Below are 20099 nucleotides of genomic sequence, written 5' to 3' on the forward strand. Positions count from 1 at the left end.
CCCATTCGCCGCACAATCCGATGAAGTCTCGCACTCGGGCGAACAGCCTGTCGCCCCTAGGGCAACGGCCAGCATGCCGAGCGCAGCCAAGACACTTCGTTGTCTGATCATGTTGGGTATCTCCAGGTGGGCTGCGCATTCGTCATACGCTTCGTCCGGGCAAGCGTCCATGCACTTGGCCTCTGACCAGAAACGATGGATTTGCCCAACCCCGGAGTCACACCGGACGTGTATCAAGGCCCGTCGGCGAGTATCAATGATACATACTTCATGGAATTCGCCTCGCCGCCGGCACCGCCTTGGATGTGATTAGACAGCGATGAATGCCACTCCCGCGACTCACGAAAACGTGGGAACCGCCCGCCGGAGCCCGGCCCCCTACGTCCTCCGGCACGACGTGTTCTCAAGAGCGGCGACGCTGGTGCGCCCAGGTCTCGAAGCTCATCGGCGAAAGGCCGTAGGCGCGCGCGAGCTCGGGCCGTGCCAGCACCGGGGCGACGTTCAAGTACGTCATTCCACGCGCCACTTCGGGATGCAGGCCGGCCGCGACGGCCTGCTCCACCGTGTCGTACTGGACCACGTACTCCTTGCCGTCGAGGCGCGAGAGCACCTCGACGATCTGAGGCAGCGTGAGCAGGTCACCCGCGAGCTGCAGCGTCACACCATCGAATGTCTCGGGAGCGTTGATTGCCGCCGCGGCCGCCTTGCCGATGTCCTCCGGCGCGACCAGCGCGATGGGCTGATCGGTCCTGACCACCGTGAGCAACCGACGCCCGTCGACGAAGCCAGCGGGGTCCAACATCGGATGATCCATGAACGTGGCGGGCAGGACGAGGGTCCAGTGCTTGAAGCCCGCGCTGCGTACAAGGTCGCAGGTGGCGAGCTTGTTCTCCCAGTACACCTCCTGCGACTTCCATCGCCCCTCGGCCCAGCCCTCGACGTTTCGGTGGTCGCCGACGCCGCTCGTCGCGGTGTGTACGAACGTCTCGACGCCCTCGGCGAGCGCGGCCTCGATGAGGTTCCGCCCTTGCTGGCGCTCCTTGCTGTAATCGACGCCGGTCGCGGAGACGATGGGTGACTGCATCGAGAAGACGGCCCGGACCCCGGCGCAGGCGGCACGCAACGACGCCGGGTCATCAAGGTCCCCGACGACCAACTCCGCGCCAGCCGCCGCGAGGACCTTGGCATTGCGCGCCTCCGGGTTTCGCACGAGGGCGCGCACCGATGTCCCTCCGTCGGCCAGCAGCGCGCGGGCGGTGGCGCCGCCCTGGCGCCCCGTGGCGCCGGTGACGAGGACGGAATTGTTGCTGCGCATGAGCAGTTCCTCTTGAAAGTGGGGTGGGTCTCCGCTTGATTCCATGCTCAAATATGGAGGGGCACCCCGTTTGTCAAGGAAGGTTGCTGGGAGGAGAAGCGCCGTGAAGCATGTAAAGCCTTTGCGAGCGGACGGACGACGCAACCGAGCGCGGCTTGTCGCGGCCGCCGCGGAGCTGGTCGCCAAGCATGGCGCGCAGGTGTCGCTTGAAGAGATTGCAAGGCGGGCGGGGGTAGGCTCGGCGACACTGCACCGGCACTTCCCGTCGCGGCAGGCGCTATTGGAAGTAGTATTCCGTGATGGCGTCGCGCAACTCTGTGCGCGGGCGGCCGCGCTGCCAGGTGAGGAGCCTGCCGCGGAGCTGGCGGCCTGGCTCGAGGAGTTGACAGTCTATACCGCGGCCAACCGCGGGCTCTCCACCGCGCTGCTGACCGGCCCGGATGCCATCTCGGCCGAGGAGCTCTGCTGCTCCGGCCTGGTGCTCGAAGTGTTGGAGAACCTGGTGGCGCGAGCGTCATCGGTGGGCGCGATTCACGCCAGCGCGACGGCGAAGGACCTGATGCTGCTGGCGAACGCCATCGCCATCGCCAACGAAGACGATCCACACACCGCGCGCCGAGTGCTGCGCCTCGCGCTCACCGGAATCCGGAGCACACGGGCTCACGGCTGATTCAGCCCGCGGCTGGATTTGGCAGCAAGCCAATCGCTTGGAGGACGGTGTAGGGCCTGCGCTTGTATTCGCGCAGGCGCCCCTCCAGTGCGTCGAGGTGCCCCTGAAGGGTGTCGTAGAGGTGGTTGTGGCTGACATCGTGGCGCAGCGGCCTCCACAGCTTTTCGATGGGCTGCAGCTCGGGCTGTAGGGCGGCAGCCGGTAGAGCAGTAGGTGGGGGTTGCGCCGCAGGGCCTCGTCGATGAGCCGGCCGCGGTGCCAGGGTGCGCCATCCACCAGCAGCACCACGCGCAAGAAGTCCTCGCGCGGGAAGGTGCGGCCCACCGCATCCAGATGGTGGGCAAACTGCTCCTGCATGCGGGCGCACCTGCTCTTACCGTCCCGTCGTCGCTCGCGCTTTTCGCTGGCATACAGGTGGTGCACCAGCTCGCCGGTGGCGAGGTTGACCGAGCCGAAGACGTGCACCACGTCCTTGGAGTCCCAGGTGCCCACCTGGGGCCGCGCGCCCTTGATGCCCAGCGTGCGCGTGAGAGTGGGCACTTGAGTGAAGCGCGCCTCGTCTTGGCTCAGGCAGACGATGGTGCCGTCGCGGCCCCCTTTTTGAGGGCTGCGATGTCCTCGGCGGCGCGCGCCTGCTTCTGGGCGTCTGCACGCAGGAAGCGGTAGGTGGGCCGGTAGGGACGGATGCCATGGCGGTGGCAGAAGTCGCGCATGCAGGTTTCACTGACACCCACGTCCTTCACCCGCGCGTCGTGCTCGGCCAGGGTGCCGTACATCCAGTTGGCCCGCGCCACCCCACAGGCCTGAGGGCCCTGCCGCCCCCACTGCTTCACCTCCTCGGCATGCGCCTCGGCGACGAGTGGCGCCTTGCCCGGCGCCCAGTGGATGCGCAGGCCTTCCAGGCCTCCCTGCCGATACAGCCGCAGCCAAGTGTATACCGTGCGCACGCCGGCGCAGACGTCCTGGGCAATCTCCTCAGGACGCCGGCCGCGCGCGGCCATCAACACCGCCTGGCAGCGCTCGGCCAGCCGCCTGTCCTGCGTCGTGCGGAACACCTCCTCCAACTCCGCACGCTTCCGCTCTCCCAGCGTTAGCCCCGCCATACTGGGCTAACGCTCGGGCCTTGCCGGGTTCATCTGCGGGCTGAATCAGACGAGAAACGATGGATTTGCCCAACCCCGGAGTCACACCGGACGTGTATCAAAGCCCGTCGGCGAGTATCGATGACACACGTCCCATGGGCTTCGCCTCGCGACCGGCGCTGTCATTGGATGTGGTTAGACAGAGAGCGACGCCACTCCTGTGAGTCATGAAAACCTGGGCCCCACCCGCCAGACCGGCGCAGCAGCGCCTCGTGCAGCGGGGCGCCCCCGACCTCAGCAGGAAGCTCGAAGCGCCACACAGACGGCGCAACTCATCCGCACAAGCCAGTGTATTGCTTTTGACCCACCGCTTGGGCTTCGGCAGCCGCGCCTGAACAAGCAGACTGCGGGACAACGGAAGTTGCCATGCGCATACCAGTGACACGCGCGCGGGTGCGCAGGTTCGACATGGCGCGAAACCACACGCCCGCCCAACCGCAGGCAGAAGCAGCTCGTCGCTCTGCTCGAGAAGCCACGGCCAAGGCTCACACAAGGCCCGAGGCGAGGAGGAAGATGGCGCCACCATGCAGCAGCGTGGCAGCCAGCACCCCCGAGCGCGCTCGCACCAGCCCCGCAAGGCAGCCCTCCCAGAGAGTGAAGAGCAGCAGCGGAAGCCCCGCGTCCGTCACCGTGAGGGCCAGGAACCCATGGCAGAACGCGAACAGCACTCCGGACAGTACCGCGGCGCGCCAGATGCCCACCGAGGGCTCCATGAGCCCCTGGACGTACCCTCGGAAGAGCACTTCCTCATAGAAGTTGCCCAGCAGGCAGAACATGGCCAGCACTGGCCAGAGGGACGCAGAAACGGCCCCCGCCTCCCCGGCGTGCGAGCCTCCCGAGAGCAGCCACACGGGGAGCACCACCACCCCAGCGCCCAGGGTGCCCAGCGCCAATGCCGTCCCCCACCCGCCCCTGCGCCACACCACGGCGCGCGCGAGGTCGGGGTCGGCCGTGTTCATCCCCCAGACCACGCCCGCCGATGCCACGCCCATCACGAGCAGGAAGCCCGCATCCGAGGACATGCGCAGCCAGAAGCCGCCCTCCACCCCGAACCGCCAGAGTCCCAACGGGGTCATCACGTCCCGCAAGAGGACGAAGAGCATCAACCAGATGGCGAGCCGCAACTCCACGCGTGAGCGGGGAAGGAGTGACAGGAGGACCGCCCCCAGCATCAGACCGGGCAGAAGTCGAAGCGAATAGGCGGAAAGCAACGCGAACGTGTTCAAGCAGGCACCCTGGGGTCCTCGCCCACGCAAGCAGGTGCGTGGGAGCCGGAGTGCTGCAAGAATGCGAGCAATCACTCGGGTTCAGCGACTCGGATTCCGCCTGGAGGCCCCGTGCCGGCACGCAACGCAGCCCTCTCGCCCCGGAGGCGGCCCATGCAGCGCCGCTCCGAGCGCACCGTGGAAGCCATCCTCGCGGCGGCTGCTCGGGTTTTCGCCCAGCGGGGTTATGCGGGAAGCACCACCAACCACATCGCCACGCGCGCGGGCGTGTCCGTCGGCTCGCTCTACGAGTACTTCCCGAACAAGGACGCGCTCCTCGTCGCGCTGGTGGAGCGACACCTCGAGGAAGCCGAGGCGCTGCTCACCACCACGCTCGCCTCCGCCATCCCTGCCGATGGCACGCTGCCGCCCCTACGACTGCTGGTGCACGCCCTGGTGGACGCCGCGTTGAAGCTCCATGCCGACAATCCCCGCCTGCACCGGGTGCTGTTCGAAGAGGCCCCACGTCCTCCGCGCATCCGGCAGCGCCTGGAGTCCCTGGAGGCCCACCTGCGCGAGGGCGTGGAGGCCCTGTTGCGCGTCCACCCCGAGGTGCGGGTGCCCTCGCACGCAGTGGCCGCGGGCATGCTGGTCCGGACCGTGGAGGCGCTCACGCACCGCGCGGTCCTGGACGGAGCGCTCACGCCCGAGCTCCCCCAGGAGATGACACGGATGCTGTGCGCCTACCTCACCGCTGCCTGACGAAAAGGCATACAGGCCCGGTGGCGACTGCCCCCAGGCGACACCGTTGATGAAACCACCCAGGGCCTGGCCCCCGCATCCCCCGAGCACGCCGTGTTCTCAGGAGCTGCGAAGGCGGCGACTCAGAAGAGACGCAGCAGGGTCAGCGAGACGGGACCGCTGGAGAACTCGACGCCCGAGGCGAGGCACTGCGGAATCCCAGGGACGTGGGTCAGGACGAGGCTCTTGATGGCGAGCGCGTTCTCATACCGGCCGCTGCTGACGCGGCCCAGCGTCGTGACGACGGACTGCCCCAGGGGCTTCACGTCCACGCCCCCCACGAACTCGATGACGCTCTGGCTTCCATCGTTCCAGGTGACGACGTTCCGGGTGGGGATGCTCGCGAGGAGGCAGCTCGCGCCGCCCATGCCCTCCACGGTGAAGTCGCCGGAGTTGATGCCCTGGCTCATCACGTCGATACACGACGAGTACTGCCCGGTTCCCGTGACATACACCTGCTGGGAAGCGAGGTGGATGGGGGGTGTGTAGCGCTGATTCTGACTGCCCAGCAGACACTCGACCAGGGTGAACCCGGACTGGAGCTCCTCCGGGACCTGCCCCTCCGCAGAGGCCGTGGCAGGCGCCGCCACACAGGTCAGCGCGGCGGCGAAGCCGCCCAGGGACCTACGGATGAACGCTGCGGGGGTCTGATTCCGACGCGACATGACTGCCTCCGGGCAAAGCCGTGGAAGCAGCAAAATTTGAATTGACCTGAATTCCTGCCACTACCCCGTCGACCGATACCTCGTCCAGCGATGGCCAGTGCCTGGCCCCGCGGGACAGAGGCACCAGGCGTGTCCTCCAGCCTCACTGTTCGATTTCTGACATGTCAGACCTTGGACCCCAAACATATCCTGTCAATAGCCGCACAGCGTCAAAGGTGCTTGATTCGTGAATCAACGCGGTTTATGTCGGAAATCCGCAAACTGAATAGTCCATTGGGGAGGTTTGCGGTTTCGGGTCAGCCATGCGCTCTGATTCCTCATCCGACAGCGGTCCCCGTTCCCATGACCAGGATTGGCGGGCGCGCACGTTCCGGAGCGTGGTTCAGCTCGTGGGCTGCGTGGGCGCCTTCATCGGCCTCGCGGGCGCAAGCTACGTCTGGCTTGAAAAATCGCTGGTGGCGGGGCTCGCGCTCGCGGTGCTCGCGGGCGTCGTCCTGGTGCGGGTCTTCATCCTCCAGCACGACTGTGCCCACCGCTCGCTGTTCCTCCGCCCGCTGACGAACGACCGGGTGGGAGCGGCGCTGGGCATCCTGACGCTGGCCCCCCATGCGTACTGGCGGGCCATGCACCTGGTCCACCACAGCACCAGTGGCGACCTGGACCGGCGCGGCGTGGGCGACATCGTGACGATGACGTCCAAGGAATACCTCGCGTTGAAGCCCGCCGAGCGCCTCCGCTACCGGCTGTATCGGCATCCCGCGGTGCTGCTGGGTGTGGGCCCCATCTTCCAGTTCCTGCTGCGCTTCCGCATGCCAGGCATCATCCCGCGCGAGCGGAAGGCCGAGCGCCGGTCCATCGCCCTGACGAACCTGGGACTGCTGGCCGTCCACCTCGCCTTCCTGTGGCTGGGCGACTGGCCCCGGTGGCTGGTGGTGCATCTCGTCATCACCCAGGTGGCGGCGGGGCTGGGCATCTGGCTCTTCTTCGTGCAGCACCAGGTGGAGCAGCCCTACTGGGTCCCTCGTGCCCAGTGGTCATTGAAGGGCTCGGCGCTCCAGGGCAGCAGCCATTTGATGTTGCCGCGCGCGCTCGAATGGCTCTTCGGCGCCATCAACCTGCACCACGTGCATCATCTCAAGCCCCAGATTCCCAACTACCTGCTGCGTGGCTACATGCAGCAGCACGACCTGGACGGCGCGGGTGTGAAGCTCGGCCTGTGGGAGTCCGTGCTCGCCTTCCGCCTCAAGGTCTACGACGAGGCCACCGGCAGGATGACGGGCTTTCCACCCGTTCCCCCGGAGCACGCCAGGGGACCGCTGGCCTCCGCGCCCCCCATTGAACTGCCAGGACGGCTGAGCCGCCTGATGACCTTCTCCGGCGAGGAACGCTGAACAATGCCTGATTACATCCATGTCCTCCTCGGACTCGCGCTGGGGTACGTCATTGCCTCGTACGTCGAGTCCTTCATGCACGAGTACGTGTCCGACGCACGTCCGAAGGCGGTGCGCTTCTGGAACCGCGCGCCGTGGCTCTTCCGGCCGATGATCAACACGCACTACTCGCACCACACCATCCATCACGTGAGGACGTACCGCAGCAACCACGTGACGCAGTTCCGGAGCGAAGAGGAGAAGCAGAAGCTCACCGAGGAGCTGCTCCAGCGGGGCAAGCACGGCCGGACCATCATCAACGGTGCCTATGCCACGCGGCTGCATGGCGAGGGCGCCTTCGTCTTCGTGGCCCCGCTGGTCATCTTCTTCCCGGTGTTCTACTTCACGCTCAAGCCCATCGCCTTCCTCGCGGGCTGCGTGACGCTGCTGCTGCCGCCGTTCATGAGCCACTTCGTCCACCCGTACCTGCACCTGCCCTTCGAGGAAGGCCAGCGCACGGCGCCCCGGTGGCTCGCGTGGCTCTTGCGCACCCGCTACATGCGGGCCGTCTACCGCAACCACTTCCTGCACCACCGCTACGGCGGCGTGTCCAACTTCAACCTGGTGCTGGGCGCGGACATCGTGCGGCGGCGCACGCGCGTGCTGACCGAGCGGGACCTGGCCGTCATGGCGGAAATCGGGATGCCCCTTCCCGAAGAGGCCAGTGAGCGGACCGTCCATGGCTGAAGGCATGCACGGCTTCCACGTCCCCTGGTGGCTGCGGCATTCGCACGTCCAGACGGTTGTCCCGCACCTGGACCGGCGCCGCTACGACGTGGTCACCGAGCACGTCCGCCATGAGCTGTCCGATGGCGACTTCGCGGACGTGTACTGGCTGGGCCGCACCCGGAAAGGGCCGCTGTTCATCCTCCTGCCGGGGATGCAGGGCACCCAGGACTCCACCTACATCCGCAGCCTGCTGTCGGAGCTGTCTCGCCGGGGACTGCGCGCGGCGGTGCTCTGTCATCGCGGCGGCGCCGTGCCCAACCGACAGGCGCCCTTCTATCACGCGGGCTTCACCGACCACCTCGCGTGGCTGGTGGGCCTCATCCGCGAGCAGGAGCCGCGCACGCCCCTGTATGGCGTGGGCTTCTCCCTGGGCGGCAGCATGCTGATTCGCTATCTGGCGGAGACGGGCCATGCGAGCCAGTTCTCCGCGGCGGCGGCCGTGTCCCTCACGTTCTCCCTGGCCAGCACCGCCCGCCGGGCCTGCGAGGGCATCAACCAGCTCTACCAGCTCCGCGTCCTCGGCTCGTACAAGCGCACCGCGCGCCTCAAGGCCCACCTGCCGGAGTTCGCCTCGCGCGTGGACAAGCTGAACGGGCTGCGCAGCATCCAGGAATTCGACGCGCTCTTCACCGCGCCCCTCCATGGGTTCAAGGACACGGACGACTACTACGGGCGCTGCAGCAGCCGGCAGTTCCTCTCGCGCATCGAAGTACCGTTCCTCGTGCTCAACGCGGAGGACGACCCGCTCGTCGCCCGAGACACCCTCCCCGACACCCGCGAGCTGCGCGCGCACGTGCGGCTGGAGTTGACGCCCCACGGCGGGCATCTGGGTTTCATGTATCCGCGGTCATCCGGGCTTGGCTACTATCCGCCCGCTCGGCTCGTCTCGTTCTTCCTGCAGGAGCAGTGCGAAGCACATGAATCTCTATCTCAGGATGTTGTGGGTCATGCTCTCCTCGCTCTGGAAGCCGGAGATGCGCGTGGAGGCCTTGACGAGCACGCTGGAGCAGCGCGTCCTGCTCAATGACCTGGACCTGAACCTCCACATGAACAACGGGCGGTTCCTCACCGTCTGCGACTTGAACCGCGTCGACCTGTTCATCCGGACGGGCCTGCTGGCCCTGATGCTCCAGCAGAAGTGGGCGCCCATCATCGTGCGCCACACCATGGACTACAAGAAGCCGCTCCGTCCGTTCCAGAAGTACACCGTCTCCATGTCGATTACGCGCTGGGACGAGAAGTACTTCTATGCCACGCACCAGTTCGTCTCGCGCGGCAAGGTGGTGGCGGAGGGAGAGTCCACCGCGGTGCTGCTCGGGCGCGACGGTGTCGTCCCGCCCGAGAAGGTGATTGAGGCCGTCACCGCACGGCAGAACCGGACGGCGGTGCAGGCCCGCTGACGCCCGGGCCCGGACCATCCGTCACGCCGTCTACAGCCCGGTGGTGACGGTCACCCCCGTGCCCACTGCGCGGGGCGTGGTCACCCCGGTCACCAGGTTCCCCGTGGAGACCACGGAGAGCGAAGCGCCTCCATCCTTCTGATAGCTGAGCCCCGTGCTGCTCGCCGAGCCCACGCCTCGGATGAGGTTGCCCTCCACCGTCACGAACCCGGTGCCGTAGTTCACCTGGCTGATGCCCAGGTAGACGTAGCGGGAGCTTGCGTTGGACTCGCCGGCGAAGTTGAAGACCTTGTTGCCAGAGATGACGGAGCCCGCGTCCCCCTGGACAGTGGCGTTGATGCCGTACCACGTCCCCGCGGTAGTGCTGGCGCCGAAGTCCTCGATGTAGTTGTTGGCAATCGTCGTCCCGAAGAGACGTGCGGCGTAGATGGCATGCTCCTTCACGCCGTAGACGTGATTGCCCGTCACCTTCCAGCCCGCGGCGTTCTCCAGCCGGATGCCTTGCCGGCCCGAGTCCGCAATCCAGTTGTCCATCAAGTCCCAGTCGGTGCAGGAGTTGCCCGAGTCCTGGACGTAGATGCCGTACTGGCCGGAGTCGGTGATGAAGTTGTGGGTGATGCGGCCATTCACCTGCGTGTTCGTGAGGGTGGTGCCGGTGCTGCTGGTGTTCGTCAGCCGGATGCCCGAGCCCCGCATGTTCTGGATGGTCAGCCCCTCCACCGTCGAGTTCCACGACATGAGCACGACCCCATCCGTGGCGCGGCCCGTGTTGGCAGCGGCGTTGCCGTCCAGGGTGAGGTCTCTCAGGGTGATGGGATTGCCCGTGTACGTCGCGCCCGAGAGCCAGGTGTCGCTGGCGAGGAGCGCGGCGAGGTTTGCCCCCGCCGCCTGCCGGATGACCGTGCCCGACGCGTTCTGCCCGCGATAGGTGCGCTGCCCCACCAACCGGATGGTTCCATTGATGAGGCACGGGCCGTCGATGACGATTTCATCACCGACCTCACTGGCATTGCTGGCCGCGTTGATGGCCTCGTCGTCGGATGGCGTGTTCGTACACACCACGTTGACCTGAGCGGCCAGGCCGCCAAGGGGACTGACCATCAGGGCGCCCAGTCCCAACCGAAACCCGACACGCATCGACCGAAAGTAGGAGCAGTGCATTCGCATGCACCCGGTTCTAACGCTTTCAAGGCAGGACAGACATGCGCATGACGCCGTCTGCGCCCTGCCTGTCATTTCATCGCGCATGGGCATCGCGACGCGCGCGGCTACCTGACTGCCTGGGACTGGTAGACATTGGGGTCATGCCGCTCCATGAAGCGCGCGGGCGCGCCCAGCGGCTGGAATCCGTACTGCGCGTAGAGCGAGTGGGCATCTCGCGTGGCGAGCAGGAACCGGCGCAACCCCTGCAGGTCGGGATGCGCGAGGAGCGCCTCCAGCATCCACTTCCCCAGCCCCCGCCCCTGCCACGACTCCAGGACGAAGACGTCACAGAGATAGGCGAAGCTCGCGCGGTCCGTGACGACGCGCGCGTAGCCCACCTGGCCCTCGGGGGAATAGAGCCCGAAGACGAGTGAGTTGCGGACGGCCCGCTCGACCGTCTCGCGAGGAATGCCCGCGCTCCAGTATGAGCGGGCCAGGTAGCCGTGAACGACATCCAGGTCGAGCCGTCCGGGGTCATCGGATGCGACGAACCCGTCGTCGCGACGGACCTCGTAGGTGCGCGCCAGCGTCATGGAGCCAGGTTGGGAGTGCATGGGGGCGCCATCATACGCAGCCCTGGCGCGCCCCGAGCCCCAATCTCCCACGCCGCCCGCCTGTGCACCTCACGGCCACCAGCACAGTTTCGCGTGCGTCTCGTCAGGGGCAATCCACGACGACCTTGTCCACCTTCAGGTTCCGGTCCTCGGTGGCGGTGCGGGTGTCGTTGTCGAACGCCACGCGAATCTCCCTGTTCCCCGCGGTGCCGTTGAAGGTGAACGTGTATTGCGTCCAGGTGCGGCTGCTGACGAAGACATCTCCCACACGCACGCCTCCCACGGAGACGACCATGTGCGGCCAGACGCCGGCGGCCGGGTCTCCGCTGGCCGTCACCGCGAGCGTGCTGGTGCCGCTCGGGAAGTCATGGCTCGTGGACATGTAGCCATTGCCCCAGAGGCTCCAGCCGCCCGTCACGGTGCCACCGCTGGAGCGCGTCATGTTCTCCGCCTCATAGGTCCTGCGCTGACAGGCGGACGCGGTGCCCAGGTGCGGCTCCAGCGCGTCCATCTGCGGACGGTCCGCGCCATTGAGCGGCTCGAGCGTGGAGAAATAGTCCCCCCACCACGGGCCGCCGGCCCAGTACGTCCAGCCCAGGTAGACGTCCGCGTTCGCCTCCAGGTGGCTGACGATGTCGCCAATGGCCGCCGCACAGACGGAGTCCCTGCCGCCGCCGAACTCGCCCAGGAAGCCGCGCTTGCCGTTGGCCCGCAGCCAGTTGGTGAAGTTCTGCATCCGCTGACCGCCGATGGTGGCGCTCACACAACTGGAGGAGGTCCCCGACGAGTCTCCGTCCAGGTACTGGTGAACCTCGAAGGCCATGTTGTTGCCCGGGTCCTGGATGCTCAGCATCGCCACCGCGTTGGGCGTGCCGTACCAGGACGAGCTCCACGAGTGGGCCCCGCTCCAGGCGTTCCCCGGCACGAGGATGAGGTTGGTGGCCCCGGTGGCGCGAATGGCCTGGATGGCGGCATTGGCCGCGGTCACCCACTGCTCCGTGCGCATGCTGTGCGGCTCGTTCATGAGGCCGAAGAAGATGCGCGGGTTGTTCTTGAACTCCTGGGCGAGCCGCGACCAGAAGTCCGCGAAGTCGGCGTTGGGCACCGAGCCGCCAATGACGCCGGCCCCGTAACGCGCGTAGTTGTGCGGGTCGAGGAGCACGTAGCCGCCCTTGCCCACGATGCGGTCCACCGTCGTCCGGAGCCGGCTCAGCTCCGCCGCGTTGAAGGCCGCGCCGCGCGTGGGCTGCAGACGCTCCCACCGGAAGGGGAACCGGAAGGTGTTCATCCCCTTCGCGAGGTAGTAGTCCAGCGTCGTGTAGTTCGTATAGGCGGGGTCCGGGTAGATGTAGTGCGTTCCATGGGTGCCAGGGAACGTCGAACCAAACTCCGCCCCCGCCAGGTTGACGCCGCGATACGGCAGCGCATCCGCGTGGGCCACGGTGCCGCAGAGCATCAGCCCCAATGCCATCCAGCTCGATGAGCGCTTCTTCACTGTCGCCTCCTGGTGGGCCAAGGCAGCACACACGCGCACCGCCCTTCCTCATGAGGCAGCCATCATGATTTTCATGAGTTCAACGTTAATTGCGAATTGGAATATTTTTAGCAGAAAATCAAACAATCGCAACGGAAGGCAAGTTCTGATGAGGGCATCAAGTTGCCAAGACATGACACATCCAAATTCGCGCCTCGCGATTGTACTAGACTGGGGTCACGTCCCGAATGACCGGGACCGACACCTGGAGCAAACGATGCCGATCTGGATGCGCAACGCTGGGCTCGCCGTGGTGCTGTCTTTGGGGCTGGTAGGCTGCGGTGGAATGCAGGAGCCGGAGGCGCCACTCGGAGAGTCCGAGCAGGAGCTCATCATCCCCTGCAGCTTCGAAGACGACTCGGCCTGCCGCACCCGGCGCGACATGGTCTGTAACTACAACCAAGGCTACTGTGTGTCCGTCTGTAGCGACGGCAGCGTGTGTCCGACCCATCGCTATTGCTGCTGAGGCCGGGCTCCGGCGGGCCGGCCGCGTCGCCGTGGCCGGCTCGTCGGACGGCTGCGCCGGCCCGGCGACGCCAGCGGCCTGAACACCAGCTGTTGGGTGGTAACTCCTGTCACCAGGTGATGGGACCCGTCATCACCTGCTCACGGGAAAATTGCGCGGGAGGCAGACACAAGCCGCGCTGTGCCCCCTGAAGCCTGCCAAACCCGAGATGGCATGCCACGTGCTCCTGCGGACGCCACAACACGCCAGGGAATACCACTCACTCCCACGAGCAGGGCCGTCCCCACTGCCCTGGCGTTGGTCCTGCCGTAGGAACACCCCATCCACTCCATGAATCGAATGTCTGATTGGCTTTCCACCGCGGCCATGTTCGCCAGCCTCGCCACCCTGACGGGTCTGCCCATGACCGCCGCGGCCGCGTCCCCGCAGGACCTGGACGTCGCGCCGGAAATCGTCTCCGCGATGCGCCGCGACTTGGGCCTCACCGAGGAGCAGGTCCGCCAGCGGCTCGCCTTCGAAGCGAAGGCGCCCCAGCTGGAAGAAGCGGCGCGCGAGCAGCTCGGCACCGGGTTCGGTGGCGCGTGGCTCGACGCGGAGGGCGGCGAGCTCATCGTCGGTGTCACCGACGATGCTCACGCCACCAAGGTGCGCCTCGCGGGCGTTCGGACCGTGCGTGTCGCTCGGAGCCTGGAGCGGCTGGAGCAGGTGAAGGCGGAGCTGGACCAGAACGTCAAGGCGCTCTCCCCCGCCATCCACTCCTGGAACGTCGACCTGCCCACCAACAGCGTGGTCGTCTACGTGGATGCCTCCAGCCAGGCGAAGCGGCGCGTGGACGCCTTCATCAGCCGGAGCTCGGGCTTGAAGGACGGCACCATCCGCGTGGTGGCCTCGCAGCACGCGCCGGTGCCTGCCTACGACCTGCGCGGTGGCGACCCGTACTACTTCAGCGGCTATCGCTGCTCGGTGGGCTTCCCCGTCAACGGAGGCTTCGTCACCGCGGGCCACTGCGGCGGCGTCGGCACGCCAACCACCGGGTACAACGGCGTGGCCCAGGGCACCATCCGTGGCTCCGTGTGGCCTGGCGCGGACTACGGCTGGGTGGGCACGAATGCCTCATGGACCCCGCAGCCCTGGGTCTACAACTATGGCGGTGGCAACGTCCTCGTCCATGGCTCGAACGAGGCGCCCGTGAATGCCTCCATCTGCCGGTCCGGCTACACCACTGGCTGGCGGTGCGGCGTCCTCCAGGCGAAGAACATCACGGTGAACTACTCCGTCGGCCCCGTGTACGGCCTGCACCGGACGAACGCCTGCGCGGACGGCGGTGACTCGGGCGGCTCGGTCGTCTCCGGCAACCAGGCCCAGGGCGTGACGTCCGGCGTGGCGGGGACGTGCGCCACCGGCAACCCGCCGCAGACCTTCTACCAGCCCGTCAACCCCATCCTGAACGCCTATGGCCTGCAGCTCCGCACGGCCGGGGGCGGTGGCAGCGGACGCGCCTTCGTCTCCCGCCTCAACGGCAAGTGCATCGACGTGCCGAACTCGAACTTCTCCGATGGCGTGCGGCTCCAGATGTGGGACTGCAACGGCACCAACGCGCAGCGATGGACGTTCATCAACGGCACCGTCCAGGCGGGCGGCAAGTGCATGGACGTGGCCTGGGCCTCCACCGCCAACGGCGCGGCCATCCAGCTCGCCAACTGCAGCGGCAACCCCGCCCAGCAGTTCGTGCTCAGCGGCGCGGGTGACCTCGTCAGCGTGCTCGCCAACAAGTGCGTGGACATCGTGAACCACAACACGGCCAGCGGCGCCCAGCTCATCATCTACGAGTGCACGGGCAACCCGAACCAGAAGTGGGACTACCGGTAGTCTCCGCTTCCTTCCGCTCGGGGCATGCAGCACGCGCCCCGTGCGGCCCGGCGGGCGGCGTCTGGCAACGCACCGCCTGCCCGGGTGCTCGCCCGTGACTCCGCGTGGGTCGTGCTCCCACCCGGAGGCGAGCGGCGCCAGCGGACGCGCCTCACGGGCGTTTCCGCCACCGTGAGCGGCAGGGGCATGCCACGCTGGCGGCATCCGGTGCCCGTGGGCTGGCCAGCCCCGAGCGACCGCGCATCTGGAGGACGCCCATGGCCCCGCCCCTGCTTCGCCCGAGCCGCCTGCTCCTGCTCGTCCCGCTGCTCCTGGCGGCGGCGCCGCAACCCAAGGCCCCCGCTCCGCCCCGGCTGGAGGACGCCGTCCCCGACACCTTCACCGGTGTGGAGCGCGTGGTGGCGGTGGGAGACGTGCACGGGGACGTGGACGCCTTGAAGGAGGTGCTGCGGCTGGCGGGCATCATCGACGCGAAGGACCGGTGGGTAGGGGGCAAGGCGCACCTGGTGCAGACGGGTGACATTCCGGACCGCGGCGACCAGACGCGAGCGGCCTTCGACCTGCTCATCCGGCTGGAGCAGGAAGCGCTCGCCGCGGGAGGCCGGGTGCACGCGCTGCTGGGCAATCACGAGGCCATGAACATGCTCGGGGACCTGCGATACGTCAGCCCCGGGGAGATGGCGTCCTTCGCGGACCAGAGTCCCGAGCCCCAGGGCGCCGGCACGCCGGTGGGGCTCCACGGTCACCGCGCGGCCTACAGTCTCCAGGGCCGCTATGGCCAATGGCTGCGGCGCCACGCCGCCGTGGTGCGCATCAACGACACGCTCTTCGTGCACGGCGGTGTCGCGCCCCAGGTCCCCGGCGCGAGCCTGGCCGAGCTCAACCGCTGGGTTCGCCAGGATTTCTTCCCGGGTCATCCGCCCGGCGGCGCCAGGGATGCGCAAGGCCCCCTGTGGTTCCGGGGCTATGCCCTGGGCGAGCCGCACGAAGCGGAGCCCGCGCTGGACGCGGTGCTTCAGCGCTTCGGCGCGAAGCGCATGGTGATGGGGCACACCACGAACCGCGACGGGAAGATTCAGGTGCGATTCAACGGCAAGGCGCTGCTCATCGACACCGGGCTGAGCACCGGCTACGGACGGAACCTGGCGGCGCTGGAGCTTCGCGGCGGGAAGCTCAGCGCCATCTACCGGGAGGGCACCGTCCCCCTGGCTCCCGTGAAGGCCCCCGCCCCGCCACGCCCGGCCCAGAAGCACTGAGCTCCCCGGGTGCCGCGCGGGTGCACAACTCAGCCCGCGCGGCGTGCAAGCCATTGCACATCTGCACCATGTCTCGCTCGGCACCGAGCAAGGGCCCGGCCATTGCATTGCCGCCAGCCCATGCGCTTCTCCGTGCTTCTCCTCGTGTCGTCCGTGTTGTTCGCATCGCCGGCGAGGGCGGACATCAAGCTGTTCCCCGAAGGGGAGACGTGGCTGTCCATTGGTCCCATGTTCAGCACGACGCTGAACTCGGACGAGTCAGTCCAGGGCGTGGGCGCGGAGCTCTCGCTCAACTATTTCAAGGACCTTGGCGCACTGGGCGCCTTCGGACAGGCCCAGAAGATGAGCCATGGCAGCACGCGTCTGTGCGCCGGGCTGCAGGGCACCCTGCTCGTCGGCGGCCTGGAGCTGGGCATCGCGCATGAGACGGCGAACCGCACGCGCGTCGCCACGACCGCGCTGCACGTGGCGCCCTACCTCGCCTTCGTGTTCGGGACCGTGGGCCTGCGCTTCGGGATTCCGCTGTCTGGAGACCCGGATGTGGGCCCGGGTGGCGTGGAGCGAACCCGGCATCCCCGCGAGGTGGGGCTCGTGCTCACCGCCAAGCTCCCCCTCGCGTTGAGCGCGGACTCTGTCTGGGGCCCCATCTTCCCCTGGAACTAGCCAATTGTCCTCGGCGGCTTTCCCCCCTGAAAGCATCTCCGATGCCCTATCCTGCCAGGCCGCCATGAACGAATACGAACTGATTGGCTCGCCAGGCTGTGGATCCGCCATCATCGAGATGGCGATGCGCATCGCGGGTATTCCGTGCCGACTCACGGACCTGCCGTACCTGGAGCCGGGCCCGGGGCGAGACCGGCTGCTGAAGCTCAATCCGCTGGGCCAGGTGCCCACCCTCGTCCTCCCGGATGGCCGGATCATGACCGAGAGCGCCGCCATCCTCCTGCACCTGCATGACGTCGCGCCGCAGGCTGGGCTGGTGCCCTCGGCCTCCGAGCCCGAGCGCGTGACCTTCCTCCACCTGCTGCTCCGCATCGTGGGCGCGGTGTACCCCACCTTCACGTTCGGCGATGACACGGCCAAGTGGACCCTGGCTGGCCCCGCCGCGGACCGGCTGCGCGACACCACCACGGAGCGCCGCACCAACCTCTGGCGGGAAATCAACGCGCTGGTGGGCGCGCCTCATGCGCTCGGTGAGCAGTTCAGTGGCTTGGACCTGTACATCACCGTGATGTCGCGCTGGTGGCCCGGGCCAGACTGGTTCAAGGAGCACTGCCCGGCACTGGCGGCGGTGGCCCTGCAGGCCGAGAAGAACCCGCACGTCGCCGCCGTGCTGGCGCGCCACTTCCAATGAGCCCCCGGCGCCCACGCTCGCATTGAATGGGAGACCTCCAGGAGCTTCGAGCTCCCTGCCGACGCGCTGAGAGTGAAATCCCGCTCCACGCAAGGAATTGAAACAGCGACACATGGGCTGGCCCGGGACGGCGAATTCTCACGCTCGGAGCGAGCCCGGTGCCCAGTGGCCGGGCATATCCGTCCGGTATCGCCTCATAAAGCTCACGGGCCGTCAGGTCGACGTCGCGGCCATGCTGGAGAAGGCGCGCCTCGCCCATCTGACGCCGCCCGCCACCCTGAAACCCGACATGCGGGTTTATCACGGCGAAACACAGGACTGCCGGAGATTCCCCGCCCGGCGAGATTCGAAGCCCTCACCAATCTCACGCATTATCTGAAACAGGGTCAGCCAGCACCCGTTGCTGGCGTGATAACTTTCCGGCATAGGACAAAGCCAGCCATGCCGACCGGATTCGCGGCAGCTCCTTCACAGGCCGCATCCTGCTCAGCCAGCCTGCTCATCACATGACTCAGCCATCGGCACCCCCCGAAACCATCTCGGTCGACGTCGAGCGCATCGAGCGGATCCGCGATGTACTGGCCATGATTTCACTGGGAGAGTTCGACCCGGCCCAGCACCTCATCCCCATCCCCCGGGAGGATGCGTTCTCCTCGTTCGAGGAGACCATCAACCTGTTCGCCCGCCAGCTCCACGCGTCCGTGCAGGCCAACGAGCAGTCCATCCAGAAGCTGGATGCCGCGCGCCGGGAGCTGGAAGAGAAGCTCGCCACCATCGAGCAGCAGCGGCTGGCCATCCGGGACCTGTCCACGCCCATCATCGAGCTGTGGGAGGACATCCTCACGCTGCCCATCGTCGGGGTGATGGACACGCAGCGCTCGGTGGACATGACCGAGCGCCTCCTGCACCGCATCTCCCAGGGCAAGGCCCGCTGCGCCATCATCGACATCACCGGCATGGAGGTGGTGGACACGGCGACCGCCAATCACTTCATCAAGATGGTGAACGCAGCGCGGCTGCTGGGCACCTACTGCGTCGTCACCGGTATCAGCCCCTTCGTGGCCCAGACGCTCACCCAGATTGGCGTGGACCTCCGGGACGTGAAGACGCTGGGAAGCCTCCGCGACGGCCTCAAGGAGTGCTTCCTCTACCTGCGCGGCCAGAACTCGCACCGGGCCTTCGAGACCACGACCCGGTAGCTCCCTCGGAGTTCCTCAACATGACCACTGACTCCCCCTGGCAGGGCATTGCCGCCTCCGGCGCCAGCGTCGCCTCCGTCGTCGAGGCCGTGAAGTCGTTCTCCGTCCTCCTCGGCGTCCTGCTCGAGACGATGAAGGTCCAGACACGTGACGCCGAGGGCCACCTCACCATCGACGTCAACGCCTGGTACCCGCTGGAGGACTACCTCCGCGCCTACAAGAAGATCGACACCCTGCTGGGTGGCCGCGGCCTGGAGAAGGTCGGCTCCATCGTGCCCCGAACGGCCGTGTTCCCGGCGAACATCACCGACGTCCGCTCGGCGCTCGCCTCCATCGACGTCGCCTACCACATGAACCACCGCAAGGACGGCAAGGGCATGTTCAACCCCGTGACGGGGGAGAAGACGGAGGGCATCGGGCACTACGTCCTGCACCCTGTGGACGGGAAGAACGAAGCCCACATGGTGGTGAGCAATCCCTACCCGTGCCGCTTCGACATGGGGCTCATCAAGGGCATGGCCCAGCGCTTCGCGCCCCAGGCCACCCTGACCCACGACCCTTCGGCGGGGTGCCGCCAGAAGGGCGCGAGCGCCTGCACCTACATCATCCAGTGGTAGGTCAGCAGTCGGACCGGCAGTCAGCCTTCAGCCGAGCCCGGCGTGTGGTCCGGGTCCGGATAGGGGTGGTTCCGGAGCGGCGTGTCCTCATCGTCGCCCTCCGCGCTCCCGGGCGTATGGCCCGGCTCTTCCTCCATGTAGCGCCCCTGTCGCTCGGGCGCGTCGTCTGGCGGCTCGGACAGCGGCCGCGGCGCTTCGGTGTCTGGCATGGCGTTGTCCTCCTCCTGGAGAAGTTAGGCAGCCTGGAAGTCCCTCGCGGCACGCGGCATGGCATGTTGGAGCCCCACCCAGGAGGCACGCATGGCCGCGGCAATGGGAGCCTTTCACCAGCTTGTCCACACCGTCCGGAATGGCGCGAACGCGGCCTTCACGATGTACCTGGCGCTCCGGCCCGGCCGGAAGGCAAGCGAACGGGCCCGGCGCAACGCGGAGGCCCTCATCGCGGCCTGCCGTGCCTACCAGGTCAAGCATGGACGGCTCCCTGACACGCTGGCGCAGCTCGTCCCGGAGTTCCTCGCCGAGCTGCCGCCCGCGAAGTTCAGCGGCCCCGTCTTCGGCTTCACCTACGTCGTGAGCGGCCCGGAGGCGGCCCCACGGCACGTGCTGGGCTGGACGGACCGGCTCCCCTTCGGCCGCCCGTTCTACGTCTTCGAAGAGGACCGCTGGGGCTACCTGGATTGAGCGCCTGAC

At 67.4% G+C, this 20099-nt stretch carries 22 protein-coding genes and 1 pseudogene; 14 read left to right on the forward strand and 9 right to left on the reverse strand.

Annotated elements, in window-relative coordinates:
* Positions 1 to 403: 403 nt before the first annotated feature.
* Positions 404 to 1315, reverse strand: a complete 912-nt coding sequence (locus tag VZL07_RS03700; RefSeq protein WP_426753940.1) for an NmrA family NAD(P)-binding protein — start codon at positions 1313 to 1315, stop codon at positions 404 to 406.
* Positions 1316 to 1418: 103 nt separating this feature from the next.
* Here VZL07_RS03700 and VZL07_RS03705 point away from each other — a divergent pair, with 103 nt between their 5' ends.
* Positions 1419 to 1985 (forward strand): TetR/AcrR family transcriptional regulator, encoded by a 567-nt coding sequence (locus tag VZL07_RS03705; protein WP_426753941.1) that lies wholly within the window; start codon positions 1419 to 1421, stop codon positions 1983 to 1985.
* 222 nt (positions 1986 to 2207) lie between these two features.
* On the opposite strand, the pseudogene VZL07_RS03710 reads toward VZL07_RS03705, so the two are convergent.
* From VZL07_RS03710 to VZL07_RS03720, 3 genes and pseudogenes are all read right to left on the reverse strand, one after another.
* Positions 2208 to 2525 (reverse strand): annotated as a pseudogene (locus VZL07_RS03710) (transposase); the annotation flags it as partial.
* Positions 2526 to 2551: 26 nt separating this feature from the next.
* Positions 2552 to 3040, reverse strand: a complete 489-nt coding sequence (locus VZL07_RS03715; RefSeq protein WP_426753942.1) for a helix-turn-helix domain-containing protein — start codon at positions 3038 to 3040, stop codon at positions 2552 to 2554.
* 572 nt (positions 3041 to 3612) lie between these two features.
* Positions 3613 to 4353 carry a CPBP family intramembrane glutamic endopeptidase gene (locus tag VZL07_RS03720; protein WP_426753943.1) on the reverse strand — a complete coding sequence of 247 codons (741 nt, stop codon included), beginning with the start codon at positions 4351 to 4353 and terminating at the stop codon, positions 3613 to 3615.
* Positions 4354 to 4506: 153 nt separating this feature from the next.
* Here VZL07_RS03720 and VZL07_RS03725 point away from each other — a divergent pair, with 153 nt between their 5' ends.
* A complete protein-coding gene (locus tag VZL07_RS03725; protein ID WP_426753944.1) occupies positions 4507 to 5094 on the forward strand; it encodes a TetR/AcrR family transcriptional regulator in 588 nt (195 codons plus the stop codon).
* Between the two features lie 122 nt (positions 5095 to 5216).
* On the opposite strand, the gene VZL07_RS03730 is transcribed toward VZL07_RS03725, so the two are convergent.
* Positions 5217 to 5798, reverse strand: coding sequence for a hypothetical protein (locus VZL07_RS03730; RefSeq protein ID WP_426753945.1), 582 nt, complete (start codon positions 5796 to 5798; stop codon positions 5217 to 5219).
* A 377-nt stretch (positions 5799 to 6175) separates the two neighbouring features.
* On the opposite strand from VZL07_RS03730, the gene VZL07_RS03735 reads away from it, so the two are divergent.
* From VZL07_RS03735 to VZL07_RS03750, 4 genes are read left to right on the forward strand one after another with little or no spacing between them, the layout of a single operon-like run.
* Positions 6176 to 7189, forward strand: a complete 1014-nt coding sequence (locus VZL07_RS03735) for a fatty acid desaturase (RefSeq protein WP_426753946.1) — start codon at positions 6176 to 6178, stop codon at positions 7187 to 7189.
* Between the two features lie 3 nt (positions 7190 to 7192).
* Positions 7193 to 7915: a hypothetical protein gene (locus VZL07_RS03740; protein WP_426753947.1), complete on the forward strand. Its 723-nt coding sequence runs from the start codon at positions 7193 to 7195 to the stop codon at positions 7913 to 7915.
* On the forward strand, positions 7908 to 8984 hold the full coding sequence (locus VZL07_RS03745; protein ID WP_426753948.1) for a YheT family hydrolase: 1077 nt from the start codon (positions 7908 to 7910) through the stop codon (positions 8982 to 8984). Before VZL07_RS03740 ends, VZL07_RS03745 begins: the two co-directional genes overlap by 8 nt.
* Positions 8905 to 9357 (forward strand): acyl-CoA thioesterase, encoded by a 453-nt coding sequence (locus tag VZL07_RS03750; RefSeq protein ID WP_426753949.1) that lies wholly within the window; start codon positions 8905 to 8907, stop codon positions 9355 to 9357. Before VZL07_RS03745 ends, VZL07_RS03750 begins: the two co-directional genes overlap by 80 nt.
* 30 nt (positions 9358 to 9387) lie before the next feature.
* Here VZL07_RS03750 and VZL07_RS03755 read toward each other — a convergent pair whose 3' ends face one another.
* The 3 genes from VZL07_RS03755 to VZL07_RS03765 form a co-directional block, all read right to left on the reverse strand.
* Complete coding sequence (locus VZL07_RS03755) at positions 9388 to 10458, reverse strand: right-handed parallel beta-helix repeat-containing protein (protein ID WP_426753950.1); 1071 nt, start codon at positions 10456 to 10458, stop codon at positions 9388 to 9390.
* Positions 10459 to 10625: 167 nt separating this feature from the next.
* Entirely contained in the window at positions 10626 to 11114 is a 489-nt protein-coding gene (locus VZL07_RS03760) for a GNAT family N-acetyltransferase (protein WP_426753951.1), read from the reverse strand.
* 103 nt (positions 11115 to 11217) lie between these two features.
* Positions 11218 to 12609 (reverse strand): cellulase family glycosylhydrolase, encoded by a 1392-nt coding sequence (locus VZL07_RS03765; protein WP_426753952.1) that lies wholly within the window; start codon positions 12607 to 12609, stop codon positions 11218 to 11220.
* Positions 12610 to 12877: 268 nt separating this feature from the next.
* Between VZL07_RS03765 and VZL07_RS03770 the strand changes: the two genes are divergently transcribed.
* From VZL07_RS03770 to VZL07_RS03800, 7 genes are all read left to right on the forward strand, one after another.
* Positions 12878 to 13114 carry a hypothetical protein gene (locus tag VZL07_RS03770; protein WP_426753953.1) on the forward strand — a complete coding sequence of 79 codons (237 nt, stop codon included), beginning with the start codon at positions 12878 to 12880 and terminating at the stop codon, positions 13112 to 13114.
* A gap of 330 nt (positions 13115 to 13444) precedes the next feature.
* Positions 13445 to 14983, forward strand: a complete 1539-nt coding sequence (locus VZL07_RS03775; RefSeq protein ID WP_426753954.1) for a ricin-type beta-trefoil lectin domain protein — start codon at positions 13445 to 13447, stop codon at positions 14981 to 14983.
* 257 nt (positions 14984 to 15240) lie between these two features.
* Positions 15241 to 16239, forward strand: a complete 999-nt coding sequence (locus VZL07_RS03780; protein ID WP_426753955.1) for a metallophosphoesterase — start codon at positions 15241 to 15243, stop codon at positions 16237 to 16239.
* 120 nt (positions 16240 to 16359) lie between these two features.
* Positions 16360 to 16902 carry a hypothetical protein gene (locus VZL07_RS03785; RefSeq protein ID WP_426753956.1) on the forward strand — a complete coding sequence of 181 codons (543 nt, stop codon included), beginning with the start codon at positions 16360 to 16362 and terminating at the stop codon, positions 16900 to 16902.
* Between the two features lie 64 nt (positions 16903 to 16966).
* A complete protein-coding gene (locus VZL07_RS03790; protein WP_426753957.1) occupies positions 16967 to 17593 on the forward strand; it encodes a glutathione S-transferase family protein in 627 nt (208 codons plus the stop codon).
* A gap of 584 nt (positions 17594 to 18177) precedes the next feature.
* Entirely contained in the window at positions 18178 to 18792 is a 615-nt protein-coding gene (locus VZL07_RS03795; protein ID WP_426753958.1) for an STAS domain-containing protein, read from the forward strand.
* A 20-nt stretch (positions 18793 to 18812) separates the two neighbouring features.
* A complete protein-coding gene (locus tag VZL07_RS03800; RefSeq protein ID WP_426753959.1) occupies positions 18813 to 19409 on the forward strand; it encodes a hypothetical protein in 597 nt (198 codons plus the stop codon).
* Between the two features lie 20 nt (positions 19410 to 19429).
* Here VZL07_RS03800 and VZL07_RS03805 read toward each other — a convergent pair whose 3' ends face one another.
* Entirely contained in the window at positions 19430 to 19618 is a 189-nt protein-coding gene (locus VZL07_RS03805; RefSeq protein ID WP_426753960.1) for a hypothetical protein, read from the reverse strand.
* A 91-nt stretch (positions 19619 to 19709) separates the two neighbouring features.
* Between VZL07_RS03805 and VZL07_RS03810 the strand changes: the two genes are divergently transcribed.
* Positions 19710 to 20090 (forward strand): hypothetical protein, encoded by a 381-nt coding sequence (locus VZL07_RS03810; RefSeq protein ID WP_426753961.1) that lies wholly within the window; start codon positions 19710 to 19712, stop codon positions 20088 to 20090.
* The last annotated feature ends 9 nt before the right edge of the window (positions 20091 to 20099 follow it).

This window comes from Pseudomyxococcus flavus (genome assembly GCF_050038885.1).
GTDB classification, from domain to species: domain Bacteria; phylum Myxococcota; class Myxococcia; order Myxococcales; family Myxococcaceae; genus Myxococcus; species Myxococcus flavus.

Coding starts and splice junctions, on each gene's coding strand:
- VZL07_RS03700 (WP_426753940.1), bottom strand. CDS start 1,315: ATGCGCAGCAACAATTCCGTCCTCGTCACCGGCGCCACGGGGCGCCAG.
- VZL07_RS03725 (WP_426753944.1), top strand. CDS start 4,507: ATGCAGCGCCGCTCCGAGCGCACCGTGGAAGCCATCCTCGCGGCGGCT.
- VZL07_RS03730 (WP_426753945.1), bottom strand. CDS start 5,798: ATGTCGCGTCGGAATCAGACCCCCGCAGCGTTCATCCGTAGGTCCCTG.
- VZL07_RS03740 (WP_426753947.1), top strand. CDS start 7,193: ATGCCTGATTACATCCATGTCCTCCTCGGACTCGCGCTGGGGTACGTC.
- VZL07_RS03745 (WP_426753948.1), top strand. CDS start 7,908: ATGGCTGAAGGCATGCACGGCTTCCACGTCCCCTGGTGGCTGCGGCAT.
- VZL07_RS03750 (WP_426753949.1), top strand. CDS start 8,905: ATGCTCTCCTCGCTCTGGAAGCCGGAGATGCGCGTGGAGGCCTTGACG.
- VZL07_RS03755 (WP_426753950.1), bottom strand. CDS start 10,458: ATGGTCAGTCCCCTTGGCGGCCTGGCCGCTCAGGTCAACGTGGTGTGT.
- VZL07_RS03760 (WP_426753951.1), bottom strand. CDS start 11,114: ATGCACTCCCAACCTGGCTCCATGACGCTGGCGCGCACCTACGAGGTC.
- VZL07_RS03770 (WP_426753953.1), top strand. CDS start 12,878: ATGCGCAACGCTGGGCTCGCCGTGGTGCTGTCTTTGGGGCTGGTAGGC.
- VZL07_RS03775 (WP_426753954.1), top strand. CDS start 13,445: ATGAATCGAATGTCTGATTGGCTTTCCACCGCGGCCATGTTCGCCAGC.
- VZL07_RS03780 (WP_426753955.1), top strand. CDS start 15,241: ATGGCCCCGCCCCTGCTTCGCCCGAGCCGCCTGCTCCTGCTCGTCCCG.
- VZL07_RS03785 (WP_426753956.1), top strand. CDS start 16,360: ATGCGCTTCTCCGTGCTTCTCCTCGTGTCGTCCGTGTTGTTCGCATCG.
- VZL07_RS03790 (WP_426753957.1), top strand. CDS start 16,967: ATGAACGAATACGAACTGATTGGCTCGCCAGGCTGTGGATCCGCCATC.
- VZL07_RS03795 (WP_426753958.1), top strand. CDS start 18,178: ATGATTTCACTGGGAGAGTTCGACCCGGCCCAGCACCTCATCCCCATC.
- VZL07_RS03800 (WP_426753959.1), top strand. CDS start 18,813: ATGACCACTGACTCCCCCTGGCAGGGCATTGCCGCCTCCGGCGCCAGC.
- VZL07_RS03805 (WP_426753960.1), bottom strand. CDS start 19,618: ATGCCAGACACCGAAGCGCCGCGGCCGCTGTCCGAGCCGCCAGACGAC.
- VZL07_RS03810 (WP_426753961.1), top strand. CDS start 19,710: ATGGCCGCGGCAATGGGAGCCTTTCACCAGCTTGTCCACACCGTCCGG.